This window comes from Gilliamella sp. B3367, assembly GCF_026536825.1.
Classification (GTDB): Bacteria; Pseudomonadota; Gammaproteobacteria; order Enterobacterales; family Orbaceae; genus Gilliamella; species Gilliamella apicola_E.
In genome coordinates, this window is sequence record NZ_JAFNNJ010000002.1 from 282,918 (window position 1) to 309,460 (window position 26,543).

Sequence of the window (26,543 nt, forward strand, 5' to 3'; positions counted from 1 at the left end):
AAATAGTCATATGAAAAATTTACTCATAATGTGTGGTGCAGGTCATGCAACTTCAACTATTGCAGTAAGCAAAGTCACTAAATGGCTTAGTGATGAAAAATTAACAGATCAAGTGAAAATTTATCAATCTAAAATTGCTGATGAACTTAATAAAATCGACTCTTATGACGTTGTGGTGAGTACCACCATCGTACCAGATTCAATTAAGGCTAAAGTCATCAACGGTTTACCATTACTTACTGGTGTAGGATTGAATGAGTTTTTTGCAGAGTTAAAAAAACGTTTAGCTATTTAATTGAAAAGCATCATTAAGTATTTATAACGACCGCCTCATTGACTTTCGTTAACTGAAATAACAAAGTTAATGAGGCTGCAATAAGGAATAAAGCAATATGAAAATTATTCATCATGCCATTGAAATCAATACTGTTGCTGGCAGACACTCTTACCATGATATTAGTGAAGAATTAAATCAATTTGTTAAGCAATCCAATATCGAAAATGGTCAGTTAACCATAGCTACCACACATACAACTTGCTCACTATTTTTTGAAGAGTGTATGCATGACACTAATTTTTTTGGGGATGAGTTTCTTCATGTCGATATCAACAATACCTTAGAAAAAATTGTACCACGCATGACCAGTGAAAATCAGTACAACAGCCCAGGTCCAAAGCATGTTGAATTTGGTTTAGGACTTAGTGATCCTAATTATCCAGCAGAAAAATGGGTTATGCTAAATACTGATGCTCATATCAAATCATCACTTTTTGGTCATTTCTCATTGGTGTTGATCATTAAAGATGGTTCGCCACTATTAGGGCAATTAGGAAAAATCTATTTTGTTGACTGGGATGCGCTTCGTGAACGAAAACGTAATGTCAATTTTATGTTGATGGGCTGTTAATAAGAGGGAATAATTATGATACTGTCTCCATCACTATTTAATTCTGATCTTTATCAGATTAAAGAAAACTTGGAAAAATTGAAATCATTGGGTATTCGTCAATTACATATTGACGTGATGGATAATCACTATGTACCAAATCTTGGTTTTAATGCAAGCTTTGTCAAAAATTTAAAAACACATACTGATTTCATTTTAGATTGTCATCTTATGGTCGAGAAGCCTGAGTTAGCCATAGCAGATTTTATTGATGCTAAAGCTGATATTATCACCTTTCATTACGAAGCAACGGCCCATCACTCATTCATTATCAACAAAATAAAAAGTAACAATATCAAAGCTGGAATAGCTATCAATCCAAGCACACCCATTGAAAACCTTAAACTACTCTTACCTTTTATTGATTTGGTATTAGTTATGACAGTCAATCCTGGTCAAAAAAATGAAAGCTTTTTACCTTTTACCTTACAAAAAATTGAACAATTAACCCGTGAAAAACAAAAAGGTAATTATTATTACGACATCCAAGTTGATGGCAATATTACTGACCAAACTATATCACCATGCATTGCCGCTGGGGCAAATAGCATTGTATCGGGTGGATTCATCTTTAAAAATAATGCCATCGAAAACAATATAGAAAAGTTAAAAATGGCAATAAAATAGGAATAAAACAGTGACTATCAAAAATGTACTTAGCAATATATTGACAGAAATATCGGCGCAGGAAGGCAATTTAAATGAAGATCAACTTCAGGAATTTAAAAACGCTATTATTTCCGCAAAACATATCTTTTTAGCTGGAACCGGCAGATCAGGATTAATGATTAGTGCATTTGCTAATCGATTAATGCATTTAGGTTTAAATGTGAGTTTAATAACTGAAATCAGCAAACCTAAAGCAAATGTTGGCGATTTATTGATTTTAGGATCTTATTCTGGGGAAACTAAAAGCCTCATTGCTTATGCTAATCAAGCAAAAGCAATCGGTGTTAAAATAATCCTATTTACCACCAACAACAACTCAAGTTTAGCAAAACTAGCTGATAACATTGTTGCAATTCCAATCAATGTTGTTCAATTAAATCAACCTATGGGCAGTACCTTTGAACAACTATCTCTGCTGACTTATGACAGCATCATTTATAGCTTAATGGAAGATTTGAACCAAACGCCAGAATCAATGAAAAATCGACATGCCAATATTGAATAGCATTGAGTCTAAAAAACTCCAAATCTCAAAACCAAATTAGTGACGGATGCTTTTGGAGGCAAGTTCATTGCATCTACACTATATGGGATAGTTAACATTATCGTATTTAATATCTTTATAAAATTTTGAGGAACGGGTTTTTGATTCAAAAAAAGTTGAGGAGCGGGGTTTTTGAGGGGATGAGAATGCAAATAGCTCTTAAAAAGTTAAACCGCCATTAATTTATCTATTCAATTAACAGCGATTTTATCCCTTACAGATTGAATCACTATTTAATATTTTTTAAATAGTCAGCAATTTCTGCAATATCTTTAGGTGTAGTTTGGCAGCATCCGCCAATCAATTTAGCACCTAATTTTAACCAAGTTGGTAATTGGTTTTTGAAAGTACAGTTGTGTTGGTGATTATTATGCCATTGTTTGGTAGTTGGGTCATACTGCTCACCTGAGTTTGGATAAACAATCAAAGGTTTTCTAGTTAAGGTTTGTAATACGGTTAATGCGGCAGTTACTTCTTCTAAGGCAATGCAATTAATACCAACACTAACCACTTGATCAACGTTATTTAGATAATCGATCACTTCTTTTAGCGGGGTACCATCGCTAAGGTGATTAGCATCTTTTAATGTAAATGAGAACCATGCTGTCATTGTTGGATACTGTTTCAGTACTTTAACAAGCGCTTTAATTTCAGCAAAATTGGGTAAGGTTTCGTAAGCTAGGATATCGGTTTTTGCATCGATGAGTGCTTGTATTCGGATCTGATGAAACTCGATAAATTCTTCTTCACTTAATTGGTAGTTGCCTGTGTATTCTGAACCATCAGCTAAATAAGCACCATAAGGACCAACTGAACCAGCTATAAATAGTGGTTTATTTTTACCAATCTGAGTTAAATATTGCTCTTTTGCTTGTTGAGCCAGCTCGACACTTTTTTTGATAAGCTTTATAGATTCATCTAAAGATATCCCTTTTTTAGCGAAGCCCAATGGTGATGCTTGATAGCTGGCAGTGGTTGCACAATCTGCACCAGCTTTAAAGTAGTCATAATGAACTTGCCTAATCAGATCGGGTTGTTCTATTAATACTTTGGCTGACCACAAACTATCATTAAGATCACAGCCACGGCGCTGTAACTCACTAGCTAAAGCACCGTCAATTATGATATTTTGGTTGAATGATATTGGATTAGACATTATCGGTTCACTCGTTGTTGATAAGCTCGGGTAACATGATAGGCGATATAGCAAAACACCACAAATGGAATACCACAATAAAGCGCGATGCGCTGTTCTGGATCAAATGCCAAACCAACACAAGCAACTAAGCATAGAATAAAGCCTAAAATTGGTACTAATGGGTATAAAGGTGCTTTATATTTGAGACCTTCAATGTCAGAAGATGAAAGTTGTTTTCTAAAAAAGTAATGAGAAGCACAAATACTTAACCAAACCGCCACCACAGCAAATCCAGAAATCGCGGTTAGACCGACAAACACCGTATCTGGGGCGATGACACTTGAAAACAGCGCTAATAAACCGCCAATCATACTAACGGCAATAGCTGTGGTTGGAATACCTTTTTTATTTAGTTTACTAAAGTATTTAGGTAATGTGCCTTGATTGGATAATGACCATAACATCCGACCAGAAGCATATAGACCAGAATTAGCGGCTGATAGAATAGCGGTTAAAATAACAAAATTCATAATATCAGCCGAATAGGGGATACCAATACTTTCGAACACTTCAACAAATGGACTTTTGATTACACCAGCTTGCTCCATTGGTAGTAGCGCTGCTAATACAAAGATTGTACCGACGAAAAAGATGATTAATCTGAAAATAGTGGTTTTAATCGCTAATGGAATCGATTTTTCAGGCTGATGGGTTTCACCAGCAGCTATACCAATAAGTTCGGTTCCAGAAAAAGCAAAATTAACTGATACCATGGTCATAATTATTGGCGTAATACCATTTGGGAACCAGCCATACTCGGTAATATTATGTAAAAATGGAGCTGGCATATCATTTTTCATCGGAATTATGCCAAAAATAGCTGCGCTTCCGGCAATGATAAATACTACGATAGTGATGACTTTTATTATCGAAAACCAAAACTCACTTTCGGCAAAAAATTGTGCAGTAATTATATTCAACATAAAAATGACTAAGCAAAAAACTAAACACCACTGCCATACAGGGACTTGCGGGAACCAGTATTGCATACACAATCCGGCAGCGGTAAAGCTTGATCCTAACGCGACAGTCCAAGTTAACCAATAAAGCCAGGCTACCGTATAGCCTGTAGCAGGGCTGATAAATCGTGATGCATAGGTATGAAAGGCACCCGTTTCAGGCATAGCCACAGCAAGTTCACCTAAACATAACATGACAAGATAAACGACTAATGCGCCAATTAAATAGGCAATGATTGCACCAATTGCGCCAGCAGTGGCAATAATATAACCGGTATTAAAAAATAGACCGGTCCCAATTACACCACCTAAAGATAGCATAATTAAATGCCGAGTTTTCATGGTGCGTTTAAATTGATTTTCATTACTAACAGAAGAATGTTTATTCATAAAATTTATTTTTAGTTAAAGTAAAAGAATCCATAATTCTAAGTAAGTTGAATTATGATTTAAATTTTCAATGATTTATATCATGACATTTATTTGGATGATTGCTCTTAATTGTAATAGATACGATTAATATAAGCGATATTTTTGTCATCATTTAACTATTAATAAACGCATTGTTCTAATCAGCTGATTAAAGAAATCTTGTTTATTTAATTTTTTATCATTAACATCAACTTCATCTTTATCTCGTTCTAAATTGTAATCAATGTTGGAATAGATTCCTTTTTCATTGTTTTTATCAAATGTAAATAATGGATTATCCTTTAAAAATTGATGACAAATTATAAAAAGTTCTCGACTACTACTTTGTATCTCTTCCAACTGAACGTTATTGTCTATAGGATTGTTGGTTTGTGCTTTAATACGTCCTAATACTTTAATTGGTATATCAATATTCCATTTGAGGGCTTTTATTTTATCTATATTACGGTACTTATAGATATCATCGGTTATTTCAATTAAAGCACGGATTGCTATATCGCCTTCATCATTGTGCCAACTTAAATTATTTAATGAAATTTTTCGATTAGAAGGGGTGAGAAAATTATCAAAAAGCCATTTTTGTTTGGCTATTGGATCGATTGGATATCCCAAATCTTCACCATCTATGCCTTCATAATTAATATCTAATTTTCCTGATCCTAGATTTTGATTGCCATAAGTAATTGAATTAATATTTGTTATAAAATAACCATCTACTGTGAGATTATCATTAAGTTTACTACTTTGCTTTATGTTTAAATTATTAATTGCAATTGGTGGAACATAAGTCGAAGTGAATTTGATTTTATCAATATTTGTTATTGAATCGATATTAGGAATGGTAAATATTTCTTGTTCATCTATATTGAAAGCATAATGGCCTTTATTTTCAATATTGCTTACATCAAATAGAAATCGATTAATCGTGCCAACGTTTATGTGTAAGTTACCAAGGTTCATTTTATATTCTATCTGATCCTGGTTTGGTTTTGCCGTTAAGATAAACTGCTCAAATGAAATAGCATCCTGTTTATTTTTATAAAGTGTTAAATTATCAAATTTTAATGTCGATATGAGTTGATTTCTGTCTTCTCCACTTTCTAAATTGTAAATAACATCTGAAATATAAAATTCTAATTTCGAATGATTCAATTTGATTGCCTTTGTCGCTAATTTAACAATTAGATATTGCCCATATCCGATGCTTGCATGACCTGTTATAAAAGGTTTATTACCCGCAATTTTCCAAAGTTCTGGAGAGTTTATTTTACCCATTTCATATTCAATCCAAGCAAATTTTGGAGTAAAAACACCATTTGCCAAAGCTGCAGTGGGGAAGGGACCATGATAAATAGTTAAATCATCATCAAATACTTTTAGGGTACTTTTTTGAGATTGATTTTTAGGGGATAAGGTAAAAGTTAAGTGAACTTTTGTCGAAAAAATATTCTTTTGATAATGGCTTTTATTAATCGTAATATCAAATAATTGTTGATAGCTATTAACTTTTTCGGTTAAGGATTGAAGGTTATTATCAAATTCTCTTTCAATAATATTGCCTGTATGCCATGAAATTCCAATATAGCCAAGTCCTAGTGCTGACATTATAATTAAGATGCTTTTTTTCATTAATATTCACTTATAATATTCTTATTTTCTAATGATATTTTTTAAAGACTTATTTAACTATATTAAGTATGTTATTTCAAAATTTAATAAATTCTATAAATTTACATCTATCATTGTTTAATCAAAAACTTTATTTTGCGATTTGATATAACTAATCAAATAATATGTATCGGATTTGCAAATAAATTATTTTTTAGAAGCTATCCCGCCAAAAGGTGGCGGGATAAATTAGTGATAAAAAGTTTAACTTTTAAAAATGGTTTTGAAGCTCTTGAAAACTCATTTTTTTGCCATTAAGGTTGAATTGACCACTTTGTTTAGTGTATTCAATTTCAGTGAATATACCTTCCACATCTCCTTTTTTAAATAAAATTGCTGGATATGGAGATCTATTAAAAGATCTTTCAACGATGAATTGCATTTGTTTAGCATCAGACTCAAATTGTTGTTCAGAAATATTTTCATTTTCTGGATTATCAAATTGAGTCTTAATACGTGCTATAACTTTGTATGGTGCATCAAGATTTACTTTAAATTGGTTAAGTTGATCGATATTTTGAGCCAATCTTAAACTTGACATTATAGTGAAATCTGAAACATCAAAAAATGCACTGAAGTTAAAATCACCGGCTGCATTGTGCCAATTGACTTTTTTGAAGTTCATTTTGGTATTAGGTGAACTATGTTTTATTTTAGCTAAAAACGGCGCTGCTTCTGGGTAAATTTCTAAAAAAGATTTATCTAATCCTTCAAAATCAAATTCAAACGAACCATTACCTATGTCTTGTTTACCATATTTAAATGAACCAATCTTGAATGCAAAATCACCATTTAAGCCACTCTCTTTTGCTTCTAACACATAATTCCAAGCTAAATTTTTCAGAGAAATTTCTGGTGTATCTCTGGCCGATTCAAAATTAAAATAGAAATCATCAACGCTAGCATTTAAAGTATATTTATTTTGAAAATCTGCATCGTTAACAACTTTTAAATTGGTTATTTTTAATTGATTATCTGCATCATGTTGATAATTAATTTTACTTGCTTCAATCGAAATTGATGGGGCAACAAAATTAATGTTTCCTGAAGCACGCCAATTTATCTCACCAAGATCAAGTTTACCATCAGCATCTTCAACTCCGATATCTTTCAAATCAAGTACAATTGGTTGAGTTGATATGTTATAGTCTATGAAGTCAGAGTAAGACAGGCTTATATGACCTTTCATAAATGGCTGATTGCCCGCTTTTTTCCATAAATCAGGATTAAATTGTTCACTATTTTGAAATTCAACCCAAGCTTGTTGTGGTGTGAATACGCCATTTTTTAACGCTTCAATTGGAAAAGGACCATGATGAATAATCACATCATCATCGTATAATACAACTGTTTTTGAATTTTCAATGTTTGTTACAGCTAATTTTATGTGTGTTTTAGTTGAGAAGAGGCTTTTTTCGTCATTTGTATGCGTGATTTGTACCTCAAAATTATCTTGTAAGCTATTAACTTCTTGGGTTAAATTTTTTAATGTGCTATCAAGACCATCTTCTATTACATTTCCGGTATACCATGCAGTACCAACATACCCCAAACCTAATATTGCAATAACACCAACTGCTAATTTTGTTTTCTTCATTTTTACTCTCTTGATTTCTATTACTTGTTAATTACTTTTTAAAATTAATAATTTTTAATGTTTTCTTACTTCGGGTTTAAGCCTAATTGGGTTTAATTCATAGTTATTTAAATAGTTCCAACACATTACTTTTATTATAAATTTTTCCATTAATATTAACATCATTGCTATCTTGATGTATATCGATAAATAAACCTTGCTCTCCGTCTTTACTAAAGGTAAATAATGGCGAATCATTAGACATATGTGCCAATATGTCTTGGACTATTTTTTTAGATTTATTAAATTGATCCTCTGTTATACCACTATTATTAGGCGAATGATATTGAGCAAATGTACGCGCTAGTACGTTAAGCGGGGCGTTCACGTGTAATGTAAAGTTATTGATGTTATCAAACGGATCGTTAATTGTATAAATTTTACTAAGATTAGTAACATCAAGTAAGCCTTTGATATTGATGTCACCATTATCATTATGTAAATTTAATTTTTTTAACTCAAATCGACTATTGATAGGTTGATTATATTGAGTATCTTCATCGATAAACGCTGCACCAAATTCCGCCTTATCTAAACCTTGATAATCAATATTTATTTCTGCTTTGCCTAACTCTTGTTGTCCATATAAGATCGAGTCAATACTACCGCTAAAAAAGCCATTTAGAGTACGGCTATCACCAAAATTAACTTTCTGATTGACTGAAATTTTATTTAATTTTATAGCAGGTCGTTTATCGTCTGACTCAGGAATTAAGGTAAACTTATCGAGGTTAGCTTGTAAGGTTATATTTTGATTATTGGAATCAATAGTGCTATCTACTTTTAGATTGTTTATTAAGAAAGTGTCATTATCGGACTTAGTAAAGTCATAATCAGGATTGAAAAAAGCATCTCTTAGATTTGTATTTAAAGAATCTAAACTCAATAAATAATGAGTATTTGTTGATTGTTTTTCGCCAGCAAACTCAATGTGAAGCTTATCTAAAGTGAAATATACATTAGCTTTTTGGGTGTGAAATCTATCTAAATCCAGCGTTATCGAAGGTATAGGGGAATCATTATTACTAATAAATGTAAAACTACCATTACCTAATTCGTATTCAAGATTAATATTAGTTTCGAACTCCCTTTTTTCACTAAATTTTCGACTAAAAAGTTTCATGATCAGATTATTACTATAATCCAAACTAATGTAGCCAGTAATAAATGGTTGATTTCCCATAGCTTCCCATAACGCAGGTTTAGCTTCTTGGCTGATTTCATAATCAATCCAAGCCTGTTGTGGTGAAAATATACCTTGTTTTAAAGCTGCAATTGGGAATGGTCCATGATGAATAGTAAAATCTTTATCAGCTAACGTTAATACATCCTCTGAACTTCCATCTTTGGGTGTTAACGTCATATAGATGTGTGTTTTGGTTGAAAACAGATGTCTTTCATGATTAGAATGGGAAATGTTTAACTTAAAGATATTTTGCGCATTGTTAAATTTTGCAACGGTTTCGGGTAACGTATTGTATAGTTCTTTTTCTATTACGATACCTGTATGCCATGCAATACAAATATAGCCTAATATAGTAATAATGGTGAATATAGCAATAGTAATAATGGTTAATATTGTTTTTTTCAATTCTTATGTTCCTGTATATTTCGAGCTATTTTTCTTGATGTTCAGCAAAATCCGCTAATAAATTTTTAATATAATCAATGCGTTCAATGCGCTCTAAATCAGCTTTGAGTAATTTTAATCGATTTGTTCCTTCCAAGCGATAATTTTTTGGTGATTTTTGAATTGTTTCAATTAAATAATCAACTGAAATTTTGTTGTTAGATCCAAACTCAATAAAACCACCTTTTTCACCAAATTCAATTTTTGTAATACCTAATTTTTGTGCTTGATAACGGATTTTCGTTGTTTCTAATAAAAAAAGTACCGGATCAGGTAGCTGACCAAAGCGATCGCGCATTTCGACTTGAATATCGGTTAATTCATCTAAACTTTCGATGCTTGCAATTCGCTTATATAGTGACAATCGAGTATTGACATCGGGGATGAAATCATCAGGAATCAACGTTGGTAATCGTAACTCAACTTCGGTCTGTTGATTATTGAGTAATGATTCAAGAGTCGGTTCTTTGCCTTCCTTAAGAGATTTAACGGCATCATCAAGTAATTCGATATAAAGGTTAAAACCAATTGTTTCAATCTGCCCACTTTGATCACTGCCTAATAATTCGCCTGCACCACGGATTTCAAGATCATGTGTAGCTAAAGCAAAACCAGCACCTAAGTCCTCTAATGTAGCGATAGCATCAAGACGTTTTTTAGCATCTTTACTTAGTAATTTAGGGTGTGGTGTTAATAAATAAGCGTAAGCTTGGTGATATGAGCGTCCAACTCGACCACGCAATTGATGTAATTGTGCTAAACCAAATTTATCGGCTCTTTCAATAATAATGGTGTTGGCATTAGGGATGTCGATTCCGGTTTCGACAATGGTAGTACACACCAATAAGTTGAATCGTTGATGATGAAAGTCATTAATTACGCGCTCTAAATCGCGTTCATGCATCTGCCCATGACCAACTGCAATTCGTGCTTCAGGAACCAATTCAGCTAACTTTTCAGCCACATTTTCAATATCTGATACGTCATTGTGTAAGTAATAAATTTGACCACCACGCAAAATTTCACGCAAGATGGCTTCACGAATAACTAAGTTATCATATTCTCGAACAAAGGTTTTTACCGCTAATCGGCGAGCAGGTGGTGTAGCGATAATTGAGAGATCACGCATACCACTCATTGCCATATTTAGCGTTCGAGGAATTGGGGTTGCCGTTAAGGTTAAAATATCGATATTGGCTCGCATCGCTTTAATTCGCTCTTTTTGGCGAACACCAAAGCGATGCTCTTCATCAACAATTAAAAGCCCTAAATCTTTCCATTTTACATCTTCTTGTAAAAGTTTATGGGTGCCAATAACAATATCGATTTTACCTTCAGCGAGTTCTTGAATTATAGCTTGTTGCTGTTTAGCGGTTTTAAATCGTGACAAACTTTCAATGCGTATTGGCCAATTGGCAAATCTATCACAAAAACTTTCATAATGTTGCTGTGCAAGTAAAGTAGTCGGGACTAAGACTGCGGTTTGTTTATGATTTATCACCGCTAAAAATGCAGCACGAATTGCCACTTCGGTTTTACCAAAACCAACATCACCACAAACTAATCGGTCCATAGCATAAGGTGAGCACATGTCACCAATAACAGCACCAATGGCATTTTGCTGATCTTCCGTTTCTTGGTAAGGAAAAGCTTGGCAAAACAGCTCGTATTGTTCACGATCTTGTTTGAATTCGAAGCCTGGCTTACTTTCGCGTTCAGCATAAATATCTAACAATTCAGCTGCAACATCTCGTACTTTTTCGGCAGCTTTTTGTCTAGCTTTACTCCATGCATCAGTACCTAATTTATTGAGTGGAGCATTTTCTTCATCACCACCAGAATAACGGCTAATTAAGTTTAGCGATGAAACGGGTACATAGAGTTTGGTATCATTGGCATAAAGTAAAATAAGGTATTCAGCAGTAATACCACCTGTTTCTAATGTGGTTAAACCAGCGTAGCGACCAACACCATGCTCAAGATGTACAACAGGCTTACCAGGTGTTAATTCTGCTAAACTACGGATTAAACTGTCAGTATTAATTGCCTGCTTGTTCTCTTTCTTACGACGAATAACTCGACGGCCCAATAATTCGTTTTCAGTAATAAAGGCCAAATTTTGTTGATGATCGATAAAACCTTGTTCGCTAGCACCAATCATTAAACAATAACGATTATCCGATTGTTGGCTAAGTTGAGTGATGGTGGTTGGATGTATTCTTATACGGCCTAATATTTCTAGCAATGCATCTTTTCGACCTTCCGATTCGACTGAAAAAATAATCCTGCCATTAAAATTTTGAATAAATTGTTCAAAATGTGAATAGGGATTTTTCTGCTGAATCTGTATAGCCATTTCAGGCAGTAAACTAAATGGTAAATTAATACTTTTGTTCGATTCAGTGATTTGAGCGCGTGAAACCGTAATTCGTGGATAGTGTTTGAAATGAGCAAAGATTTCATCGGTTTTTGACCAAATAATTGTTGGTTCTAAAAGCGGTCGCATAGGATCGACTTTTCGGCTCTCATAACGCTGAGTAATATCTTGCCAATATTTATTAGCAAACTGTTCGATGTTAGCAGTGTTAATGATCAGTGTATTAGATAAAAAATAACTAAATAGTGGCGTGAGCGGTTCAGTAAAGAATAATGCCTGCCAATACTCAATACCGGTTGGTAAAATATTTTTACTGACTTGTTGGTAGATACTTTCAGGATCTAACCTTACTTCAAATCTCTCTCGCCATTGGGTTCTAAACAATTCTATTGATGTTTTATCAAAAGGAAACTCATGAGCAGGTAGTAGTTGAATTTCGGTAATTTCATCGAGAGTCCGTTGAGTTTCGACATCAAAGGTACGAATGCTGTCTATTTCGTCGTCAAAGAAATCAATGCGGTAAGGACTTTCACTGCCCATCGGATAGATATCAAATAATGCTCCGCGAGTAGCATATTCACCATGTTCCATGACTTGACTAACTGAACGATAACCCGCATTTTCAAGTTGCAAGCGTAGATTTTCCCGACTTATGGCTAAGCCTTTTTTCATCATAAAGACATGCCCACCTAAATAGTTCTGCGGGCAAACTTTTTGCATAAGCGTATTAATTGGTAAGATTAATGCACCTTTGGTCAAATGCCCTAGATTATAGAGGCAAGATAATCGTTCTGACACGATATCTTGGTGCGGGGAAAAGCTATCATAAGGCAGCGTTTCCCAATCGGGGAAGAAGATCGACGGATAGTGTGAAAATTGTTTTAGCTCTTCATGGAGACGAGTTGTTTGTTGCATATCATCTGTAACAATCACCACTAAACCATCATGTGCGTCAATGATTTGTGCACAAAATTGAGATAATGAAGAACCGACAAGTTGACCAACTTGTTTAACTTCACCTGATTTTTTAGGAATGATGCTAGAAATATTATTAGGCATGTTGGAATAATAGATAATTGCGACAAAGTTATCGTGATATTATAACGTAATTATATGGTTGTTTTCTATAACTGTTTAATCCTGTATGATAAGCAACTAAAATTTAAAAAGTTGATTGAAAACTTCAGGTATTTAATAACTATTATGTCAAAGATATTTCGTCCATTAGTATTTTATATTGGTTTACGCTATGTATATGGGCAAAAAAACGATGGTTTTGGCCGCTTTGTTTCCTGGCTGTCTATGATTGGAATCATGCTTGGTTCTATCGGTTTAATTGTAGTATTGTCGGTAATGAATGGGCTGGAAGAGCAGATGCAAAATAGTATCTTAAAGTTTTTTCCTCAAGCACAAATTACCTCTAAAACAGGTAAAATTGATTCTAGTATTATCACTTCATCGCAATTTGAAAATATCCAAGGTGTTGAGCGGATAACGCCGATTATTACAGGTGATGTGGTTTTACAAAGTCAACAAAGTATCACGGTCAGCACCTTAATGGGGATTACTGCTGACGACCACGATCCGATTGAAGATTATGTTTATGCTGGTTCAATCGACACCTTACAGGCAGGCAGCTATAATGTAATATTAGGGCAGACGTTAGCCGATCAATTAGGTGTGATAGTTGGTGATAAGATTCGCTTGATGGTCACCGATGCCAGTCAGATTACACCAGTAGGCCGTATTCCTTCCCAACGTTTATTTACCGTGAGTGGGTTGTTTTCCGTTAATCATGATATCAATCAAGCGTTAATTTATATCAATCAAACTGATGCTAGAAATTTATTACGTTATCCTGCTAATAATATTAGTGGCTGGCGTCTATTTTTAGCTCATCCACTTGAAATTTCATCAGTAACAAAAAATCCATTACCTGAAGACTTGGTGTTTACCGATTGGCGAGCAAAACGAGGTGAGCTGTTCCAAGCTATTAAGATGGAAAAAAATGTGATGGGGCTGTTGATTAGTTTAATTGTAATTGTCGCGGCATTTAACATTATTACTTCGCTTAGTTTATTAGTTATGGAAAAACAAGGCGAGGTGGCCATATTAAAAACGCAGGGTTTATCACGCTTTAAGATTATGCTGATTTTTATTATTCAAGGTGCTAGTTCAGGTGTCATTGGAACTTTATTAGGTAGCGCCATTGGTTTGTTACTAGCCTCATATCTAAATGAGTTGATGTCGGTGCTTGGTTTATCCTTTGCTGGTATTGAATTACCAACGCTAGTTGAACCTGCACAAATTATATTTATTATTTTCGGATTACTTATGTTATCGCTAATTTCAACTATTTATCCTGCATATCGTGCAGCCAATATCCAACCAGCCGAGGCTTTACGTTATGAATAATTCACAGCCACTTCTTTCAGCTAAAAATCTCTATAAAACCTATAAAGAAGGCAAAATGGTGACCGAGGTATTAAAAGATGTCTCGTTTGATATCTATCCTAAATCATTGCTGGCAATTATTGGTAGCTCTGGCTCAGGTAAAAGTACTTTGTTGCATTTGCTTGGTGGATTAGACAAACCAACTTCAGGTGAAATCACATTTAAATCTCAACAACTGAATCGCTTATCAGAACAAGAAAAAGCACATTTGCGTAACCAAGAAATTGGATTTGTATATCAGTTCCACCATCTATTGCCTGACTTTACTGCGCTTGAAAATGTAGCAATGCCTTTGTTGATTGGAGGCACATCACCTAGCGAAGCTAAAAAACGCGCTATGGCGATGTTAGAGTCGGTAAATCTAGTTAAACGTGCTAATCATCGTCCATCTGAACTATCAGGTGGTGAACGTCAACGCGTTGCGATAGGACGAGCGTTGATTAATAATCCGGCACTCGTGATGGCTGATGAACCAACGGGTAACTTAGATAAATCAACAGCTGATTCAATTTTTGAGTTACTGATAAAACTTAATCGTGAACATGGTACGGCTTTTTTAGTGGTGACGCATGATCTCGCTTTAGCAAATCAACTCGATCATCAATTGATTATGAGTGATGGGCAGTTGTCTCATTCGGTGAAATAAAGGTAAATGGATTATGAATTTATCATTAATCACAGCCATAAAGTTCCGTAAAGGACGTCGTAAAAGTGGTATGGTTTCGTTGATATCAATTATTTCAACTCTGAGTATTGCTATAGGTATTGCTGCGCTGATCATTGGCTTAAGTGCCATGAATGGTTTTGAGCGTGAATTAAATGATCGAGTTTTATCGGTCGTGCCTCATGGACAAGTTTATTCTCATATGGGCAATTTGGAAAATTGGGAACATATTCAAACTGAACTGCAAGAAAATAAACGTATTGTATCTGCCATGCCGTTTGTTAGTTTTACGGGATTGATTGAAAATGGTAGCAAGCTTGGTGCGGTTGAAGTGCAAGGGCTTGACCCAGAACAAGAAAAGAAGATAAGTGCATTACCTAATTATGTACTTAATAATAAATGGCAAGATTTTAAAGCAGATAATCAACAAATCATTTTAGGTGCCGGTTTAGCTAAATCACTTGCAGTTCAAGAAGGGCAGTGGGTTTCTTTGCTTATTCCGGTTTCAAACAATCCAGAACAACTTAAACCACCTCGCCGAGTTCGTTTACAAGTACATGGTATTTTAGATCTTAGTGGTTCATTGAGTAACAATGTGGCTTTATTACCTTTAACTGATTCACAAAAGCTACTCAATATTGGTGACAGTGTCACAGGATTGATGATCAATGTAGATAATGTTTATCAAGCTAGTGATATTATTGGCCAGGCAACGTTGAATCTTGAAGAAAATCTCGATTTTAATAGTTGGGAACATACATTTGGATTTATGTATCGTGATATTCAAATGATTCGACAAATTATGTATTTAGCGATGATTGTCGTAATTGGCGTTGCTTGTTTTAATATAGTATCGACGCTAGTTATTGCAGTTAAAGATAAGCAACGAGATATCGCTATTCTTAAAACACTTGGCGCAACCAATAATCTTATAAAACGTATTTTTATTTGGTATGGTGTAATTTCAGGTTTGATTGGTAGTGTGATTGGCGTGGTGCTTGGCGTTATCGTTTCATGGCAACTCTCAAACATAATGGGTGTTTTTGAGTCGATGATGGGACATAAAATCTTAAATAGCAACATCTATTTTGTTGATTTTTTACCATCTGAAATTCATTTATTTGATGTTGTCATTGTATTTATTACAGCAATGTTATTAAGTTTGATTGCCAGCTATTACCCAGCTCGAAGAGCGTATAAAATTGATCCGGCTCGAGTGCTAAGTAGTTATTAATAAATCAGATAAAATAATAAAGGCGTAAAGTTCAATTTGCGCCTTTATTTTTAGTAATTAAAACCATATGTTGTTTTATAATATTGATAAATTGAATATAACAGCAAACACGATGCCGCAAAGAGGATTAAGATTAATAGAGTGTAAATATTGCTTTGATAACGAAATTTTTTCAAACAGACCGTAATTATTCCACCTAGAATAAACCCTGTAATCGCACCACCAATGTGCGCCATATTGTCAATAGAAGGTAACAAACCTAATCCCAGAGTCAGAAATAAACTGATTACAATAGACTTGATAGGCATCTCTTGCAGATCGGTACGATTGATGAGTGAATAGGCAAGCAGTGCAGTGATAATACCTAAGATAGCCCCCGAAGCACCACAACTAATAACACTATGACGAATGGTTGAAACGTCACTCGCTAAGCTACCAAATAAGCCGGACAATAAGTAGATACCAATAAAAGAAAATGGTGGGATCAATCGTTCTAAAACAATCCCAACACTCCATAATGCTAACATATTCATAGCAAGATGAGCTAATCCTGCATGTACAAAGATATTGGTAAATAAACGCCAATATTCACCAGAAAAAGTTAACTGATCAACATCCGCACCCCAGTCAATCAAGAAGGCGTTTTCCATATATGTTGAAAAACCACGAGAATCAAGTAGATGAGAAATAACAAACCATGCAACATTAAGCAGAACTAAAATACTCGTAATCTTTGCTTGTTGAAATAAATATTGAAGATTTCTTAGATTGCTCATGTGTGGAGTATCCCTTTTGAAAAAAAATAAATCATAACTAAATTAGATAAATGTGTTAATCCAGATGATTACCTAAAATAACTAAATCACGCTTGACGCCATCAAGTTCGGCAATTTTGGGGAGTAGTGCCCAATGTTGATAATGAAGTTTTTCAAATAGTTTTATGCTAGGCGTATTGTGTCCAAAAACATAGCTAAGTATGGATTGAATACCGATTTTTTTTGCAAATGATTCAATTTGTGTCACTGTGGCTTGGCCGATTTTCTTCCCTCTAAAATCTTGATGAATGTATAAACTAATTTCAACCGTTTTATCGTAAGCCGGGCGACCATAAAATGATGATAAGCTCACCCAACCACAAGGTTGATTTTGATATTTGATTAACCAAAGTGGGCGTTTTTGTGGATTATGCTGCTCAAACCACGCTAAACGACTTTCAACAGACACCGGCTGTAAATCAGCTGTAACTTGGCGACTAGCAATTGTTGAATTATATACATCCACGATAAAGGGCAAATCATCTAAAGTTGCATCTGTATAAGTAATCATAAGTTTAAAAGAAAAGTGATTAGTTTGCATAATTGTAATGGCTTTGTTATGTACAAGCAACCAAAGGCGATTTAATAACTAAAAAAAGAAAAATAGTTTAAAAGAATTTACCAAAAACCCCTTTCCTCAACATTTTTGACACCATTTCAATAATAAATAAATTAGCAAAAAAAGTTGAGGAGCGGGGTCTTTGAGGTTTAATTTAGCTGATTTTATGCTGATTAAAATAATCAATTATTGCTTGATTGACTGTTGAAGTTTTAATGTTTTTACGCCATATCAGATAAATATTTATTTTTAATTTTTTATCTTGGCTGTTGATCAACTTTTTATAGATAACACCATCGACTTTCATTTGTGTCATCGATTGTGGTAAAAGCATTATTGCTTTACCCAATGCAACTTCCAGTAGCATAGATAAATTATCAGCGAGTTCGGCACGACGATGTAGTGGGTGGTTTAAGCTATTGAAAACCTTTTCACACTGGTCGTAAAAAAATGGGTTTAAATGTTGTTTAAACCAAAACAGGGGTAAATCAATCACATCATTAAGATTAACTTTATCTTGTTTACTACATGGGTGATGAGCTGGCAATACTAAGGTCATGGGTTCTTGATAGATTAGTATTGAGTTTTCATTAAAATCTCTAGTTGAATAATCCGAAACAAAGGCAAAATCAATATTGCCTTTTTGTAACTCAAGTAGCAGCTCTTTAGAGGTATAGTTATGTTTATATATTTCTGTTTCATCACTAAATTTGGATAAAAACGATTTGAAATAAGGAATATAGTCAAAACTTAAGGTTTTAGTTGTTCCTATAATAACTTTTTCTAGATGCTTTGTTGATTTAACCATTGAACAAAGATCACTTAATAATTGTGTTACTTTAGATTTTAGTATTTCGCCTTCATTGGTTAATACAATATTGTGAGAGTTCCTTAAAAATAGTGTGCTTTGTAGGGTTTCTTCCAAATTTTTAATTTGAGTTGAAAGAGGAGGTTGGCTAATACCAAGTTTTTTGGCTGCGCCAGTAAAACTAAGTTCTTCACAGACCGCAATGAAATATTGTAATTGCTTAATAGTTGGTAATCTTTTGCTGTAAATGTCCATAATTACACAGTTCTTAATACATCAATTAATTTGGTGTCCAAATTGTCGTATAGTTTTTTTAGCTCAATCATCATTTAGTTATTATGAATGAGTTTTACATCTTTTGCTAATCATCATTTTTGGCTATACGATTTTCGTATAACAAAATATGTATTTTTAAATTAATTATTTGTCAGATAGTCTTCTTGAAAACTAATCAATCTTTATTATGAAATTTATGTTAAAAGAAGAAACAATACAGAAAAAATCCAGTCTAATTTTGTCAGCAATTTTAATTGTGCTATTGGTCGGTTCAGTTTATATAAGTCAACTTATCTTTCAAGAAATATCAAAAAGTTATCATATTGATATTTTAGAAGCGAGAAATGTGTTTAGTTTATCTTGTTTTTTTATGCGATTTCTTTTTTTATTTATGGTCCACTCTCGGATAACGTTTCAACAAAGTTATTAGTTCTGATTGGTAGTATTGGTACCATTTGTTGTCTTATTTTATCGGTGATCATTAATTGTTTTAATTTATATTTGGTTGTTATGTCATTAATAGGCTTTTTTGCAGCTGCTGTTCCTGCTGCTTTGTTTGCTTATACCGCTAAAAACACGCCAAATCATAAGTTACCACAAGCAATGGGAATTATGATTTCAGCTTCCATTGTTGGCATCATTTTTAGCCGTAGTGTGATTGCGATGTTAACTGATTTTTGGTCTTGGCAGATTGCTTTTATCATTTATGCGGGATTAATCATTGTAGCATGTCTTTTTGTTCCTTTTGGTATAAAGCAAACAACAAATCAATCTCCAACAACCAGTTTGATAGGTATGTATTTCTCTGCACTTAAATTATTTCTTGATAAAACTGTCGTTATTTTTTTATTAATCGGTTTTTTACTATTTTTTGTTTATCTTGGAATATCTTCTTTACTCATTTTTTATTTGAAGGGCGCACCTTTTTACTTATCTTCAACCGTTTTAGGTTGGTTGAATTTTGCTGGTCTAAGTGCGGTAGTCGGTAGCATGATCACTGGTAAGTTAACTCAAGTCATCAATGAAAAATATCTATTCATCATCTGTCTGTTAGCGGTATGTGTATCGATCGTCACTATCGGATTTAGCTCATCATTATATGTTATTGGTTTAGGCATTTTTTGTTTATTCCTATTCGTATTTGGTATTCAACCATTAGTTATTGCAATGCTAAATAAAATTGTACCAATTAGTTCTAGAGGTGCTATTTCGTCTTTATATCTTCTTGCTTGTTTGGCTGGCGGTAGTATTGGTACTTATTTACTCGGTATTGTTTATCAAAATAAAGCTTGGGATGGAGCCATAATACTTTGTGTCTTTTTGTCTATCGTTAATTTAATTCTAGCGTTAATTGCGATTCGATTAATTAGAAATAGTATCAAAAATTAATGTGTTATAAATAAGGAAATTAATAATGAAAAAATTTTTACTGCGTATATCGATGTTTATATTTTGCTGTTTTTATGGAGGGTCATCTATGGCAGGTTTAACAAAGATTTCCTCAGACTTCAATGCTCCAACAGGAATCGCATTTGATAGTAAAGGTGGGATGTATGTAACAGATTGGTCAAATAATTCAATTTTGAAAATAAATACTAATGGTAAAAAAGAGACTTTTTATTCAGGTATATCTTCCCCAGCTGGAATAGTTTTTGATGCACAAGATAATATGTATGTTTCATCTTATGGAGATGATTATATTTTAAAAATTAATCGTGATGGTAAGTCACAAAAAATTTCTGATGGTTATCATACGCCTACCGGAATCGCTTTTTCTAATCAGGGGCAGTTACTCATCACTAATCGTTCAACAGGTGAAATTGTTTCGCTTGATCTTCAAACAAAACAAAAAAATATTGTTGCTCGTGGATTAACTACACCAGTTGGCGTGACTCAATTAGCGGATAATAGTTTAGTTGTTTCTCAATACAGTGGACGTCTAACTATGATCAGTCCAAATGGTACTCAAACGGAACTCGGCGCCGAATTTAATCGCCCAGGTGTAGGTATTGTACTAATTGTCCCAAATGTAGTGGCAGTGGTTGATAATGGTGCAGGTATGGTGCGAAAAATTGATGTACAAAGCAAAAAAGTGACGACATTAGTTTCGAACTTATCTCAAGCTGTTGCATTAGCTTATCATAATAGCCGTTATTACATTGGCACATGGGGTGACGGTAGTGTATATGAGTTTAATAATTAACTATTTATCACTAGCAATTATTTATCCTTGAGGGGAAAGAAAAAAAGTTGAGGAGCGGGGTTTTTGAGGTTTTATTTAAATGATTAAAATCATTTACATTAATTCTTTATATTATTACGCCGCCTCGACTAAATATGTTAAATAAACTTTCTATTCTGATTGAAGCTGTATTTTACTTTATACTTTTATGAATTATTCATTTATCTATTTCATCATCAGTTTAATTAAGCTTATTGATAAAATTTATCGATATTGAAGATACTCAAAAGATTTCTTATACTTCAATAATCACTCTTCCGCGAGTAATATCACTAATATTCTTTTTAAGTGTGAGTAAATTGTCTTGCGTGATAGCGATGCCGACTGTGACACCTTCTGCATCAAAATTTTGTTGTTCAATAATTGCATCGAGTTCCTTCAGTCGGTTTTCTATAATAGGCCACTCGTTATAGTAACAGTGAAATTCTAAGGTTGTTCTGGCAATAAGTTCTATTAATTCAGCTTGTTGTAAGCAATGGCTTGCTGAACCACCATAAGCACGAATTAATCCACCTGTGCCTAATTTAATTCCGCCAAAGTAGCGAGTCACAACAACGACGACCTGATCGCAATCTTGTCCTTCAATAGCCGATAGAATAGGGCGCCCAGCAGTACTGGTAGGTTCTCCATCATCATTGAAACGATATTGTTGTCCTATTTTCCATGCCCAACAGTTGTGAGTTGCATTTGGATCACTAATGCTATCAATAAATTGCGTAGCCTGCTCCGCATTTATAATGGGTGCCGCATTGACAATAAAGCGACTTTTTTTTATTTCTTCGGTTAATTCGGTTGGATTTGCTAATGTATAAGGCATACTTATTCTGGTAAAATCATTTTATTGTAACTAATAATACTCAGCAGAGTTGAAATGTCTATTAATTTAGCACAATTAAAACTTTCACAACAGCAATTAGCCAATCAGGTTAGCTTGGTGGATGATTTTAACCCAGCAATAAAATTGATTGGTGGGACGGATGTCGGTTTTGAACAAGGTGGCATGATAACTCGTGCTGCGATTGTGATATTGACATTTCCTGATTTTGAAGTGGTTGAATATAATATTGCTCGATTGGAAACAAATTTTCCTTATATTCCAGGATATTTGTCTTTTCGGGAGTATCCAGCATTGCTTAAAGCATGGCAACAGCTTAAGCACAAACCTGATTTGTTGTTGGTTGATGGGCAGGGTGTTGCTCATCCCAGACGATTAGGTATTGCAAGTCATTTAGGTTTATTGCTCGATATACCAACGATTGGTGTAGCAAAAAGAAAATTATGTGGACAATTCGAGCCTCAATCGAAAAAAGCGGGAAATGTAACGCCTCTGTTTGATAAGCAAGAACAGATAGGCTGGGTTTTACAAAGTAAAGATAATTGTAATCCGTTATTTGTTTCCGCAGGGCATAGAATCAGTCAGGACAGCGCATTACATTGGGTCAAACAATGTTTACGCGGTTACCGTTTGCCGGAGCCAACTCGTTGGGCTGATGCAATTGCGTCCAATAAGCCATTATTTAGAAAGTTTAGTCATGCCAAATAATCAGCTACCATTAAAAAAAGGTGGATTTACCTTTAAGCGTTTTTTTATTGCTCATGATAAAAGTCCCATGAAAGTGACAACGGATAGTTGCTTGTTAGGTGCATGGGCACCAATTAAACCTGATATACAAAATGTTTTAGATATTGGTACTGGGTGTGGCGTTATTGCATTGATGCTTGCCCAGCGTTTAGAAAACCATTCATGTCAAATTGATGCGATCGACATTGATCCGCAAGCGATTATGCAATGTCAGCAAAATAGCTTAAATGCTAATTTTCAAACGATCCAAGCATTAAATATCAATGTTAATCAATTTAGAATAGATGATAATGCTTGTTATGATTTGATTATAACTAATCCACCTTATTTCCAATCAGCAGTCGAATGTCGAAATACAGAGCGTCAGTTGGCTCGTTATACCGAGAGTTTAAACTATCAGCAACTTATTGATGCGGTAATTCGTTTATTAAAACCAAATGGATTATTTTGTTTAGTCTTACCTTATCATGTTGCAGATAAATTTAAACAGTTATGCGAGTTAAATAGGTTATTTTTATGCAGTGAAATGCAAGTAAAATATTCAGCTGATAAGGATTTTTCGTTGGCACTGATGGCCTTTTCATTTCATCAAAATGATAATTTCCTTAGTCAATCATTGTGTATGCGTGATGACCATGGGAGGTATTCTCAACCATTTAGAGAATTATTGGCTGATTTTTATCTGTTTCGTAAATAATGCCTTTTTGGTTATTGCGGAATAATGTAGAAGTATATTATCGCTATAACAGCTAGTATAACTATGGTTATGGCATAAATTTTGTCATGCAAATAACTGAAAGATGATAGATGCCTTTGTTTTCTTGCATAAAGGTAGAACAATAATCCAACACTATATAAGATCATGGATAGTAATAAATAAGACACTCCACCAGCATAGATTAACCAGAATCCATAAATTGAACCCAGTGTACCGATGAATAATAGATGTTTTTTTCGTTGCCTTATAGATAGTTTAAACACGAATAGTGCTGATAGTAGATAGGGGATGAGTACCATTGAAGTTGATAGCTGAATTAAGGTGTTGTAACCCGATTGATAAAAATGTGCCAAAATCATAAGTACACTAATTAAACTCGTTGTTAACCACAATGCATTAGCGGGTGTGCTGTTTTTATTGAGTTTACCGAAACAACTAGGTACGGTATGTTGATTGCCTTGGCCAGAAAGGAACAGCATTTCAGCCGCTAACATTAACCAAGACAATAATCCACCACTGACCGACACAATCAAACCAATGTTGATACATTTAGCTCCCCAACTACCTACAACATGTTCAATCACTAAGGCCATGGATGGATTTTTCATTTGTGCCAGTTCGTGTTGTGGGACGATCCCTAAAGATAGCACCGAAACACAGACTAATAATAGACTGGTAATAGCAAAACCAAAAAAGGTGGCTCGACTTATACTAATTATATTTTTAGCTCGAGCGGCATAAACTGTTGCACTTTCAATCCCTAAATAAACCCATACGGTATAAAGCATGGTATGTTTTACTTGACTGAGGATGGTTCCTAATTGAGGTGTCCCCCAAAAGTCCATGTTAAAAGTATCAACTCTAAACGCTAAAACGACACAAACAATAAATAAACAAATAGGCACAATTTTAGCTAATGTGACTAAACAATTAAGTAAGAATGCTTGATAGATGCCTTTTATGACAAAAAAATGGATAATCCATAAGAATATAAGTCCAGCCATCACAGCAGGAATAGTTGTGCCATTACCAAAATAATTGAAGCACTCAAATGAACCTAATGCGCTAAATAGGATAACTAAATAGCTGCCACATGACATCCATGCCGATATCCAATAGCCCCAAGCGGCATTAAAACCAATATAATCACCAAATCCTTCACGAACATAGCCATATAATCCTTCATTGATTTTGTAAAAACGAATTGAAAGATACTGAAAAATTCGCGTAAGCATAAACATGCCAAATAAGGTTATTACCCATGCAATTAAAATTGCACCTGCTCCAGCCCCTTCGGCCATGTTTTGAGGAAGGCTAAAAATACCACTACCGACAATACTGCCCACTACCATTAATGTAAGTGGGAGTATGCCAAGCTTTTTTCTTACTGGCATATTCATATCGTTTTCTTATTTTAATTGTTCAGTTAAGTTTTAATTAAAATCGCAATGACATACAACTAACTCCGCCATCAATTTTGCGATATTCTGAGGTATCAACTTCGATGACTTGATAGCCAAGCGCTTCAATTTTAGCTTTAGTAATTGGATAACCAGCCGGTATGATGACTCGCTCATTAACCCAGATACAGTTAGCGGCATAACTCTCTTCTTCTGGTATTTCGATAATATTGAGATGTTGAAATTCTGGTTTAGTGATAAATTCACCCGCAGCTAATAAATTATTGTGTTCCAAATAGGCAAGTCCGGTTTTTAGATGTAATACTTTCTCTAAAGTCACCACTGAACCCGATAGTCCGTATTTTTCTAAGATAGCAATCATTTGGTTGGCACCTTCTTGATTGGTACGAGCGGATAAACCAATGTAATAGTGATTCTCAACCATCATAATATCGCCCGCTTCAACAGTGCCAGGGGCGGTAATGTGTTCAACATTATTAGGATAAAATCGTTCAATAGTATCAACGATGATTTCTGTTTCTGCACGACGGCTTACCGCGCCAGGGCGAGTGATAATGGCGCAACAGGGCGTACATAACACGGCATCTTCAACAAAAACAGAATCTGGAAATCGTTCATCGGCAGGTAATATTGTGATATCGACATAGCATTGCTGTAATGCTCGAATGTAGTTGTTATGTTGATCAAGCGCTTTTTGATAGTCTGGTTTTCCTAAATTGGCAGAGGTTAATCCGTTGATAAGCGACTTAGCTGGGGTTCTGGCAATAATATGATTAAATTTTTTCACTGTTTAATTCCTGTTATAAATATTCATTATTTTTGAATAATAATTCATAATAATAACTATTTCAAGCGTTAAGTTGATGTTTTATGCAAATTGAGCATGGCGATATTTGTTGTGGTTTGGGCTAGTTAAAATGAAATTAGAGTAGCGGATAAGATAAGCCTGAATTTGATGGCAAAAATAAGGATATTAATAAATGAGGATGTTGCAGACGAATAGGGCGACATTTCGCCCTAAAAATATGCGTTATTCACCGGCAAAATCGACTAATGTGTAACAGTTAATTCCCATATCAGTTAATTTTGTTTTCCCGTGTAAATCAGGTAAATTAATTACAAATGCCGCATCTTGAGCAATACCACCTGCTTTTTGAATTAATTTTGCGGTAGCTGCAACTGTGCCTCCAGTTGCAAGTAGATCGTCAATAATTAACACTCGTTCGTTAGGTTTGATCGCATCGCAATGCATTTCTAAGGTATCTGTACCGTATTCAAGTTGATACTCTTCTTTAAATACCTTACGCGGTAGTTTATTTGGTTTTCTTACCGGTACAAAACCAACGCCTAATGCTAACGCAAGTGGCGCTGCAAAGATAAAACCTCTAGCTTCGGTGCCAACCACTTTATCGATTTTTTTATCTTTATAATGCTCAATTAAAAGATCGACAGATGTTTTAAATGCAATAGGGTTTTCAAGTAGACTAGTGATATCACGAAATAAGATACCTGGTTTAGGGTAATTTGGTATTGTGATAATGCTATTTTTAATAAGTTCAAGTTTTGATTGAGTCATTTTAAATGTTCTCTAACTATTCTCTTCAAGAGCGACTAATTTTTTATTATATACCTTTGCACTTTAGACTGGCAATAAACAAACAGTTAACGCACCGTAAAATAGAGAGATTGGTTAGTTTAAGTACTAATAGG

General features: G+C 34.2%; 24 protein-coding genes. 11 read left to right on the forward strand and 13 right to left on the reverse strand.

The window, feature by feature from the left end:
- Nucleotides 1-10: 10 nt before the first annotated feature.
- From J3U23_RS04305 to hxlB, 4 genes are all read left to right on the forward strand, one after another.
- Nucleotides 11-295, forward strand: coding sequence for a PTS sugar transporter subunit IIB (locus tag J3U23_RS04305; protein ID WP_065563458.1), 285 nt, complete (start codon nucleotides 11-13; stop codon nucleotides 293-295).
- A gap of 97 nt (nucleotides 296-392) precedes the next feature.
- A complete protein-coding gene (locus J3U23_RS04310) occupies nucleotides 393-908 on the forward strand; it encodes a YjbQ family protein (RefSeq protein WP_267338591.1) in 516 nt (171 codons plus the stop codon).
- A 15-nt stretch (nucleotides 909-923) separates the two neighbouring features.
- Nucleotides 924-1,574, forward strand: coding sequence for a ribulose-phosphate 3-epimerase (gene rpe / locus J3U23_RS04315; RefSeq protein ID WP_267338592.1), 651 nt, complete (start codon nucleotides 924-926; stop codon nucleotides 1,572-1,574).
- Between the two features lie 10 nt (nucleotides 1,575-1,584).
- Nucleotides 1,585-2,121, forward strand: a complete 537-nt coding sequence (gene hxlB, locus J3U23_RS04320) for a 6-phospho-3-hexuloisomerase (protein ID WP_267338593.1) — start codon at nucleotides 1,585-1,587, stop codon at nucleotides 2,119-2,121.
- A 268-nt stretch (nucleotides 2,122-2,389) separates the two neighbouring features.
- Here the strand turns inward: hxlB and mmuM are convergent, their stop codons facing one another.
- From mmuM to mfd, 6 genes are all read right to left on the reverse strand, one after another.
- Nucleotides 2,390-3,316 (reverse strand): homocysteine S-methyltransferase, encoded by a 927-nt coding sequence (mmuM, locus tag J3U23_RS04325; protein WP_267338595.1) that lies wholly within the window; start codon nucleotides 3,314-3,316, stop codon nucleotides 2,390-2,392.
- On the reverse strand, nucleotides 3,316-4,707 hold the full coding sequence (gene mmuP / locus J3U23_RS04330) for an S-methylmethionine permease (RefSeq protein WP_065734860.1): 1,392 nt from the start codon (nucleotides 4,705-4,707) through the stop codon (nucleotides 3,316-3,318). Before mmuP ends, mmuM begins: the two co-directional genes overlap by 1 nt.
- 150 nt (nucleotides 4,708-4,857) lie before the next feature.
- Complete coding sequence (locus J3U23_RS04335; protein WP_267338596.1) at nucleotides 4,858-6,378, reverse strand: DUF945 family protein; 1,521 nt, start codon at nucleotides 6,376-6,378, stop codon at nucleotides 4,858-4,860.
- Between the two features lie 250 nt (nucleotides 6,379-6,628).
- Nucleotides 6,629-8,014: a DUF945 family protein gene (locus J3U23_RS04340; protein WP_267330315.1), complete on the reverse strand. Its 1,386-nt coding sequence runs from the start codon at nucleotides 8,012-8,014 to the stop codon at nucleotides 6,629-6,631.
- A gap of 103 nt (nucleotides 8,015-8,117) precedes the next feature.
- On the reverse strand, nucleotides 8,118-9,644 hold the full coding sequence (locus tag J3U23_RS04345) for a DUF945 family protein (RefSeq protein ID WP_267338597.1): 1,527 nt from the start codon (nucleotides 9,642-9,644) through the stop codon (nucleotides 8,118-8,120).
- Nucleotides 9,645-9,669: 25 nt separating this feature from the next.
- Nucleotides 9,670-13,119 (reverse strand): transcription-repair coupling factor, encoded by a 3,450-nt coding sequence (gene mfd, locus J3U23_RS04350; protein WP_267338598.1) that lies wholly within the window; start codon nucleotides 13,117-13,119, stop codon nucleotides 9,670-9,672.
- 153 nt (nucleotides 13,120-13,272) lie between these two features.
- Here mfd and lolC point away from each other — a divergent pair, with 153 nt between their 5' ends.
- From lolC to lolE, 3 genes are read left to right on the forward strand one after another with little or no spacing between them, the layout of a single operon-like run.
- A complete protein-coding gene (gene lolC, locus J3U23_RS04355; protein ID WP_416380076.1) occupies nucleotides 13,273-14,475 on the forward strand; it encodes a lipoprotein-releasing ABC transporter permease subunit LolC in 1,203 nt (400 codons plus the stop codon).
- The gene (lolD, locus tag J3U23_RS04360) at nucleotides 14,468-15,160 is read left to right on the forward strand and encodes a lipoprotein-releasing ABC transporter ATP-binding protein LolD (protein WP_065563449.1); all 693 of its coding nucleotides are present in this window, start codon (nucleotides 14,468-14,470) and stop codon (nucleotides 15,158-15,160) included. The genes lolC and lolD overlap by 8 nt, the downstream gene beginning before the upstream one ends.
- A gap of 13 nt (nucleotides 15,161-15,173) precedes the next feature.
- Complete coding sequence (gene lolE, locus J3U23_RS04365) at nucleotides 15,174-16,412, forward strand: lipoprotein-releasing ABC transporter permease subunit LolE (RefSeq protein WP_267338599.1); 1,239 nt, start codon at nucleotides 15,174-15,176, stop codon at nucleotides 16,410-16,412.
- Between the two features lie 50 nt (nucleotides 16,413-16,462).
- On the opposite strand, the gene J3U23_RS04370 is transcribed toward lolE, so the two are convergent.
- The 3 genes from J3U23_RS04370 to J3U23_RS04380 form a co-directional block, all read right to left on the reverse strand.
- Nucleotides 16,463-17,188 (reverse strand): rhomboid family intramembrane serine protease, encoded by a 726-nt coding sequence (locus J3U23_RS04370; RefSeq protein WP_267338600.1) that lies wholly within the window; start codon nucleotides 17,186-17,188, stop codon nucleotides 16,463-16,465.
- Between the two features lie 55 nt (nucleotides 17,189-17,243).
- The gene (locus tag J3U23_RS04375) at nucleotides 17,244-17,768 is read right to left on the reverse strand and encodes a GNAT family N-acetyltransferase (protein ID WP_267338602.1); all 525 of its coding nucleotides are present in this window, start codon (nucleotides 17,766-17,768) and stop codon (nucleotides 17,244-17,246) included.
- A 172-nt stretch (nucleotides 17,769-17,940) separates the two neighbouring features.
- The gene (locus J3U23_RS04380) at nucleotides 17,941-18,849 is read right to left on the reverse strand and encodes a LysR family transcriptional regulator (RefSeq protein WP_065734852.1); all 909 of its coding nucleotides are present in this window, start codon (nucleotides 18,847-18,849) and stop codon (nucleotides 17,941-17,943) included.
- Between the two features lie 381 nt (nucleotides 18,850-19,230).
- Here J3U23_RS04380 and J3U23_RS04385 point away from each other — a divergent pair, with 381 nt between their 5' ends.
- Nucleotides 19,231-20,259 (forward strand): MFS transporter, encoded by a 1,029-nt coding sequence (locus tag J3U23_RS04385; protein WP_267338603.1) that lies wholly within the window; start codon nucleotides 19,231-19,233, stop codon nucleotides 20,257-20,259.
- An 88-nt stretch (nucleotides 20,260-20,347) separates the two neighbouring features.
- Complete coding sequence (locus tag J3U23_RS04390) at nucleotides 20,348-21,073, forward strand: serine/threonine protein kinase (RefSeq protein WP_267338604.1); 726 nt, start codon at nucleotides 20,348-20,350, stop codon at nucleotides 21,071-21,073.
- Between the two features lie 274 nt (nucleotides 21,074-21,347).
- On the opposite strand, the gene J3U23_RS04395 is transcribed toward J3U23_RS04390, so the two are convergent.
- Complete coding sequence (locus J3U23_RS04395) at nucleotides 21,348-21,929, reverse strand: IMPACT family protein (RefSeq protein ID WP_065563442.1); 582 nt, start codon at nucleotides 21,927-21,929, stop codon at nucleotides 21,348-21,350.
- 60 nt (nucleotides 21,930-21,989) lie between these two features.
- On the opposite strand from J3U23_RS04395, the gene nfi reads away from it, so the two are divergent.
- Together nfi and J3U23_RS04405 are read left to right on the forward strand one after the other, a co-directional pair.
- Complete coding sequence (gene nfi / locus J3U23_RS04400; protein ID WP_065563507.1) at nucleotides 21,990-22,655, forward strand: deoxyribonuclease V; 666 nt, start codon at nucleotides 21,990-21,992, stop codon at nucleotides 22,653-22,655.
- Complete coding sequence (locus J3U23_RS04405; RefSeq protein WP_267338605.1) at nucleotides 22,645-23,391, forward strand: tRNA1(Val) (adenine(37)-N6)-methyltransferase; 747 nt, start codon at nucleotides 22,645-22,647, stop codon at nucleotides 23,389-23,391. Before nfi ends, J3U23_RS04405 begins: the two co-directional genes overlap by 11 nt.
- 11 nt (nucleotides 23,392-23,402) lie before the next feature.
- On the opposite strand, the gene J3U23_RS04410 is transcribed toward J3U23_RS04405, so the two are convergent.
- The 3 genes from J3U23_RS04410 to apt all read right to left on the reverse strand — a co-directional run bounded on the left by J3U23_RS04410 (nucleotide 23,403) and on the right by apt (nucleotide 26,409).
- Nucleotides 23,403-24,812: a basic amino acid/polyamine antiporter gene (locus J3U23_RS04410; protein WP_267338606.1), complete on the reverse strand. Its 1,410-nt coding sequence runs from the start codon at nucleotides 24,810-24,812 to the stop codon at nucleotides 23,403-23,405.
- A gap of 37 nt (nucleotides 24,813-24,849) precedes the next feature.
- Nucleotides 24,850-25,620, reverse strand: coding sequence for a dimethylargininase (gene ddaH / locus J3U23_RS04415; RefSeq protein WP_267338608.1), 771 nt, complete (start codon nucleotides 25,618-25,620; stop codon nucleotides 24,850-24,852).
- A gap of 243 nt (nucleotides 25,621-25,863) precedes the next feature.
- Nucleotides 25,864-26,409 carry an adenine phosphoribosyltransferase gene (gene apt / locus J3U23_RS04420; protein WP_220226082.1) on the reverse strand — a complete coding sequence of 182 codons (546 nt, stop codon included), beginning with the start codon at nucleotides 26,407-26,409 and terminating at the stop codon, nucleotides 25,864-25,866.
- Nucleotides 26,410-26,543 lie beyond the last annotated feature (134 nt).

Bases quoted from the DNA above. Each gene is read 5' to 3' on its own strand.
- J3U23_RS04340 (WP_267330315.1), bottom strand. From the start codon at position 8,014: ATGAAGAAAACAAAATTAGCAGTTGGTGTTATTGCAATATTAGGTTTG.
- apt (WP_220226082.1), bottom strand. From the start codon at position 26,409: ATGACTCAATCAAAACTTGAACTTATTAAAAATAGCATTATCACAATA.
- lolD (WP_065563449.1), top strand. From the start codon at position 14,468: ATGAATAATTCACAGCCACTTCTTTCAGCTAAAAATCTCTATAAAACC.
- J3U23_RS04390 (WP_267338604.1), top strand. From the start codon at position 20,348: ATGGCAGGTTTAACAAAGATTTCCTCAGACTTCAATGCTCCAACAGGA.
- mmuP (WP_065734860.1), bottom strand. From the start codon at position 4,707: ATGAATAAACATTCTTCTGTTAGTAATGAAAATCAATTTAAACGCACC.
- mfd (WP_267338598.1), bottom strand. From the start codon at position 13,119: ATGCCTAATAATATTTCTAGCATCATTCCTAAAAAATCAGGTGAAGTT.
- J3U23_RS04395 (WP_065563442.1), bottom strand. From the start codon at position 21,929: ATGCCTTATACATTAGCAAATCCAACCGAATTAACCGAAGAAATAAAA.
- J3U23_RS04405 (WP_267338605.1), top strand. From the start codon at position 22,645: ATGCCAAATAATCAGCTACCATTAAAAAAAGGTGGATTTACCTTTAAG.
- J3U23_RS04305 (WP_065563458.1), top strand. From the start codon at position 11: ATGAAAAATTTACTCATAATGTGTGGTGCAGGTCATGCAACTTCAACT.
- J3U23_RS04335 (WP_267338596.1), bottom strand. From the start codon at position 6,378: ATGAAAAAAAGCATCTTAATTATAATGTCAGCACTAGGACTTGGCTAT.
- J3U23_RS04310 (WP_267338591.1), top strand. From the start codon at position 393: ATGAAAATTATTCATCATGCCATTGAAATCAATACTGTTGCTGGCAGA.
- J3U23_RS04375 (WP_267338602.1), bottom strand. From the start codon at position 17,768: ATGCAAACTAATCACTTTTCTTTTAAACTTATGATTACTTATACAGAT.
- lolE (WP_267338599.1), top strand. From the start codon at position 15,174: ATGAATTTATCATTAATCACAGCCATAAAGTTCCGTAAAGGACGTCGT.
- J3U23_RS04410 (WP_267338606.1), bottom strand. From the start codon at position 24,812: ATGAATATGCCAGTAAGAAAAAAGCTTGGCATACTCCCACTTACATTA.
- J3U23_RS04380 (WP_065734852.1), bottom strand. From the start codon at position 18,849: ATGGACATTTACAGCAAAAGATTACCAACTATTAAGCAATTACAATAT.
- mmuM (WP_267338595.1), bottom strand. From the start codon at position 3,316: ATGTCTAATCCAATATCATTCAACCAAAATATCATAATTGACGGTGCT.
- J3U23_RS04370 (WP_267338600.1), bottom strand. From the start codon at position 17,188: ATGAGCAATCTAAGAAATCTTCAATATTTATTTCAACAAGCAAAGATT.
- rpe (WP_267338592.1), top strand. From the start codon at position 924: ATGATACTGTCTCCATCACTATTTAATTCTGATCTTTATCAGATTAAA.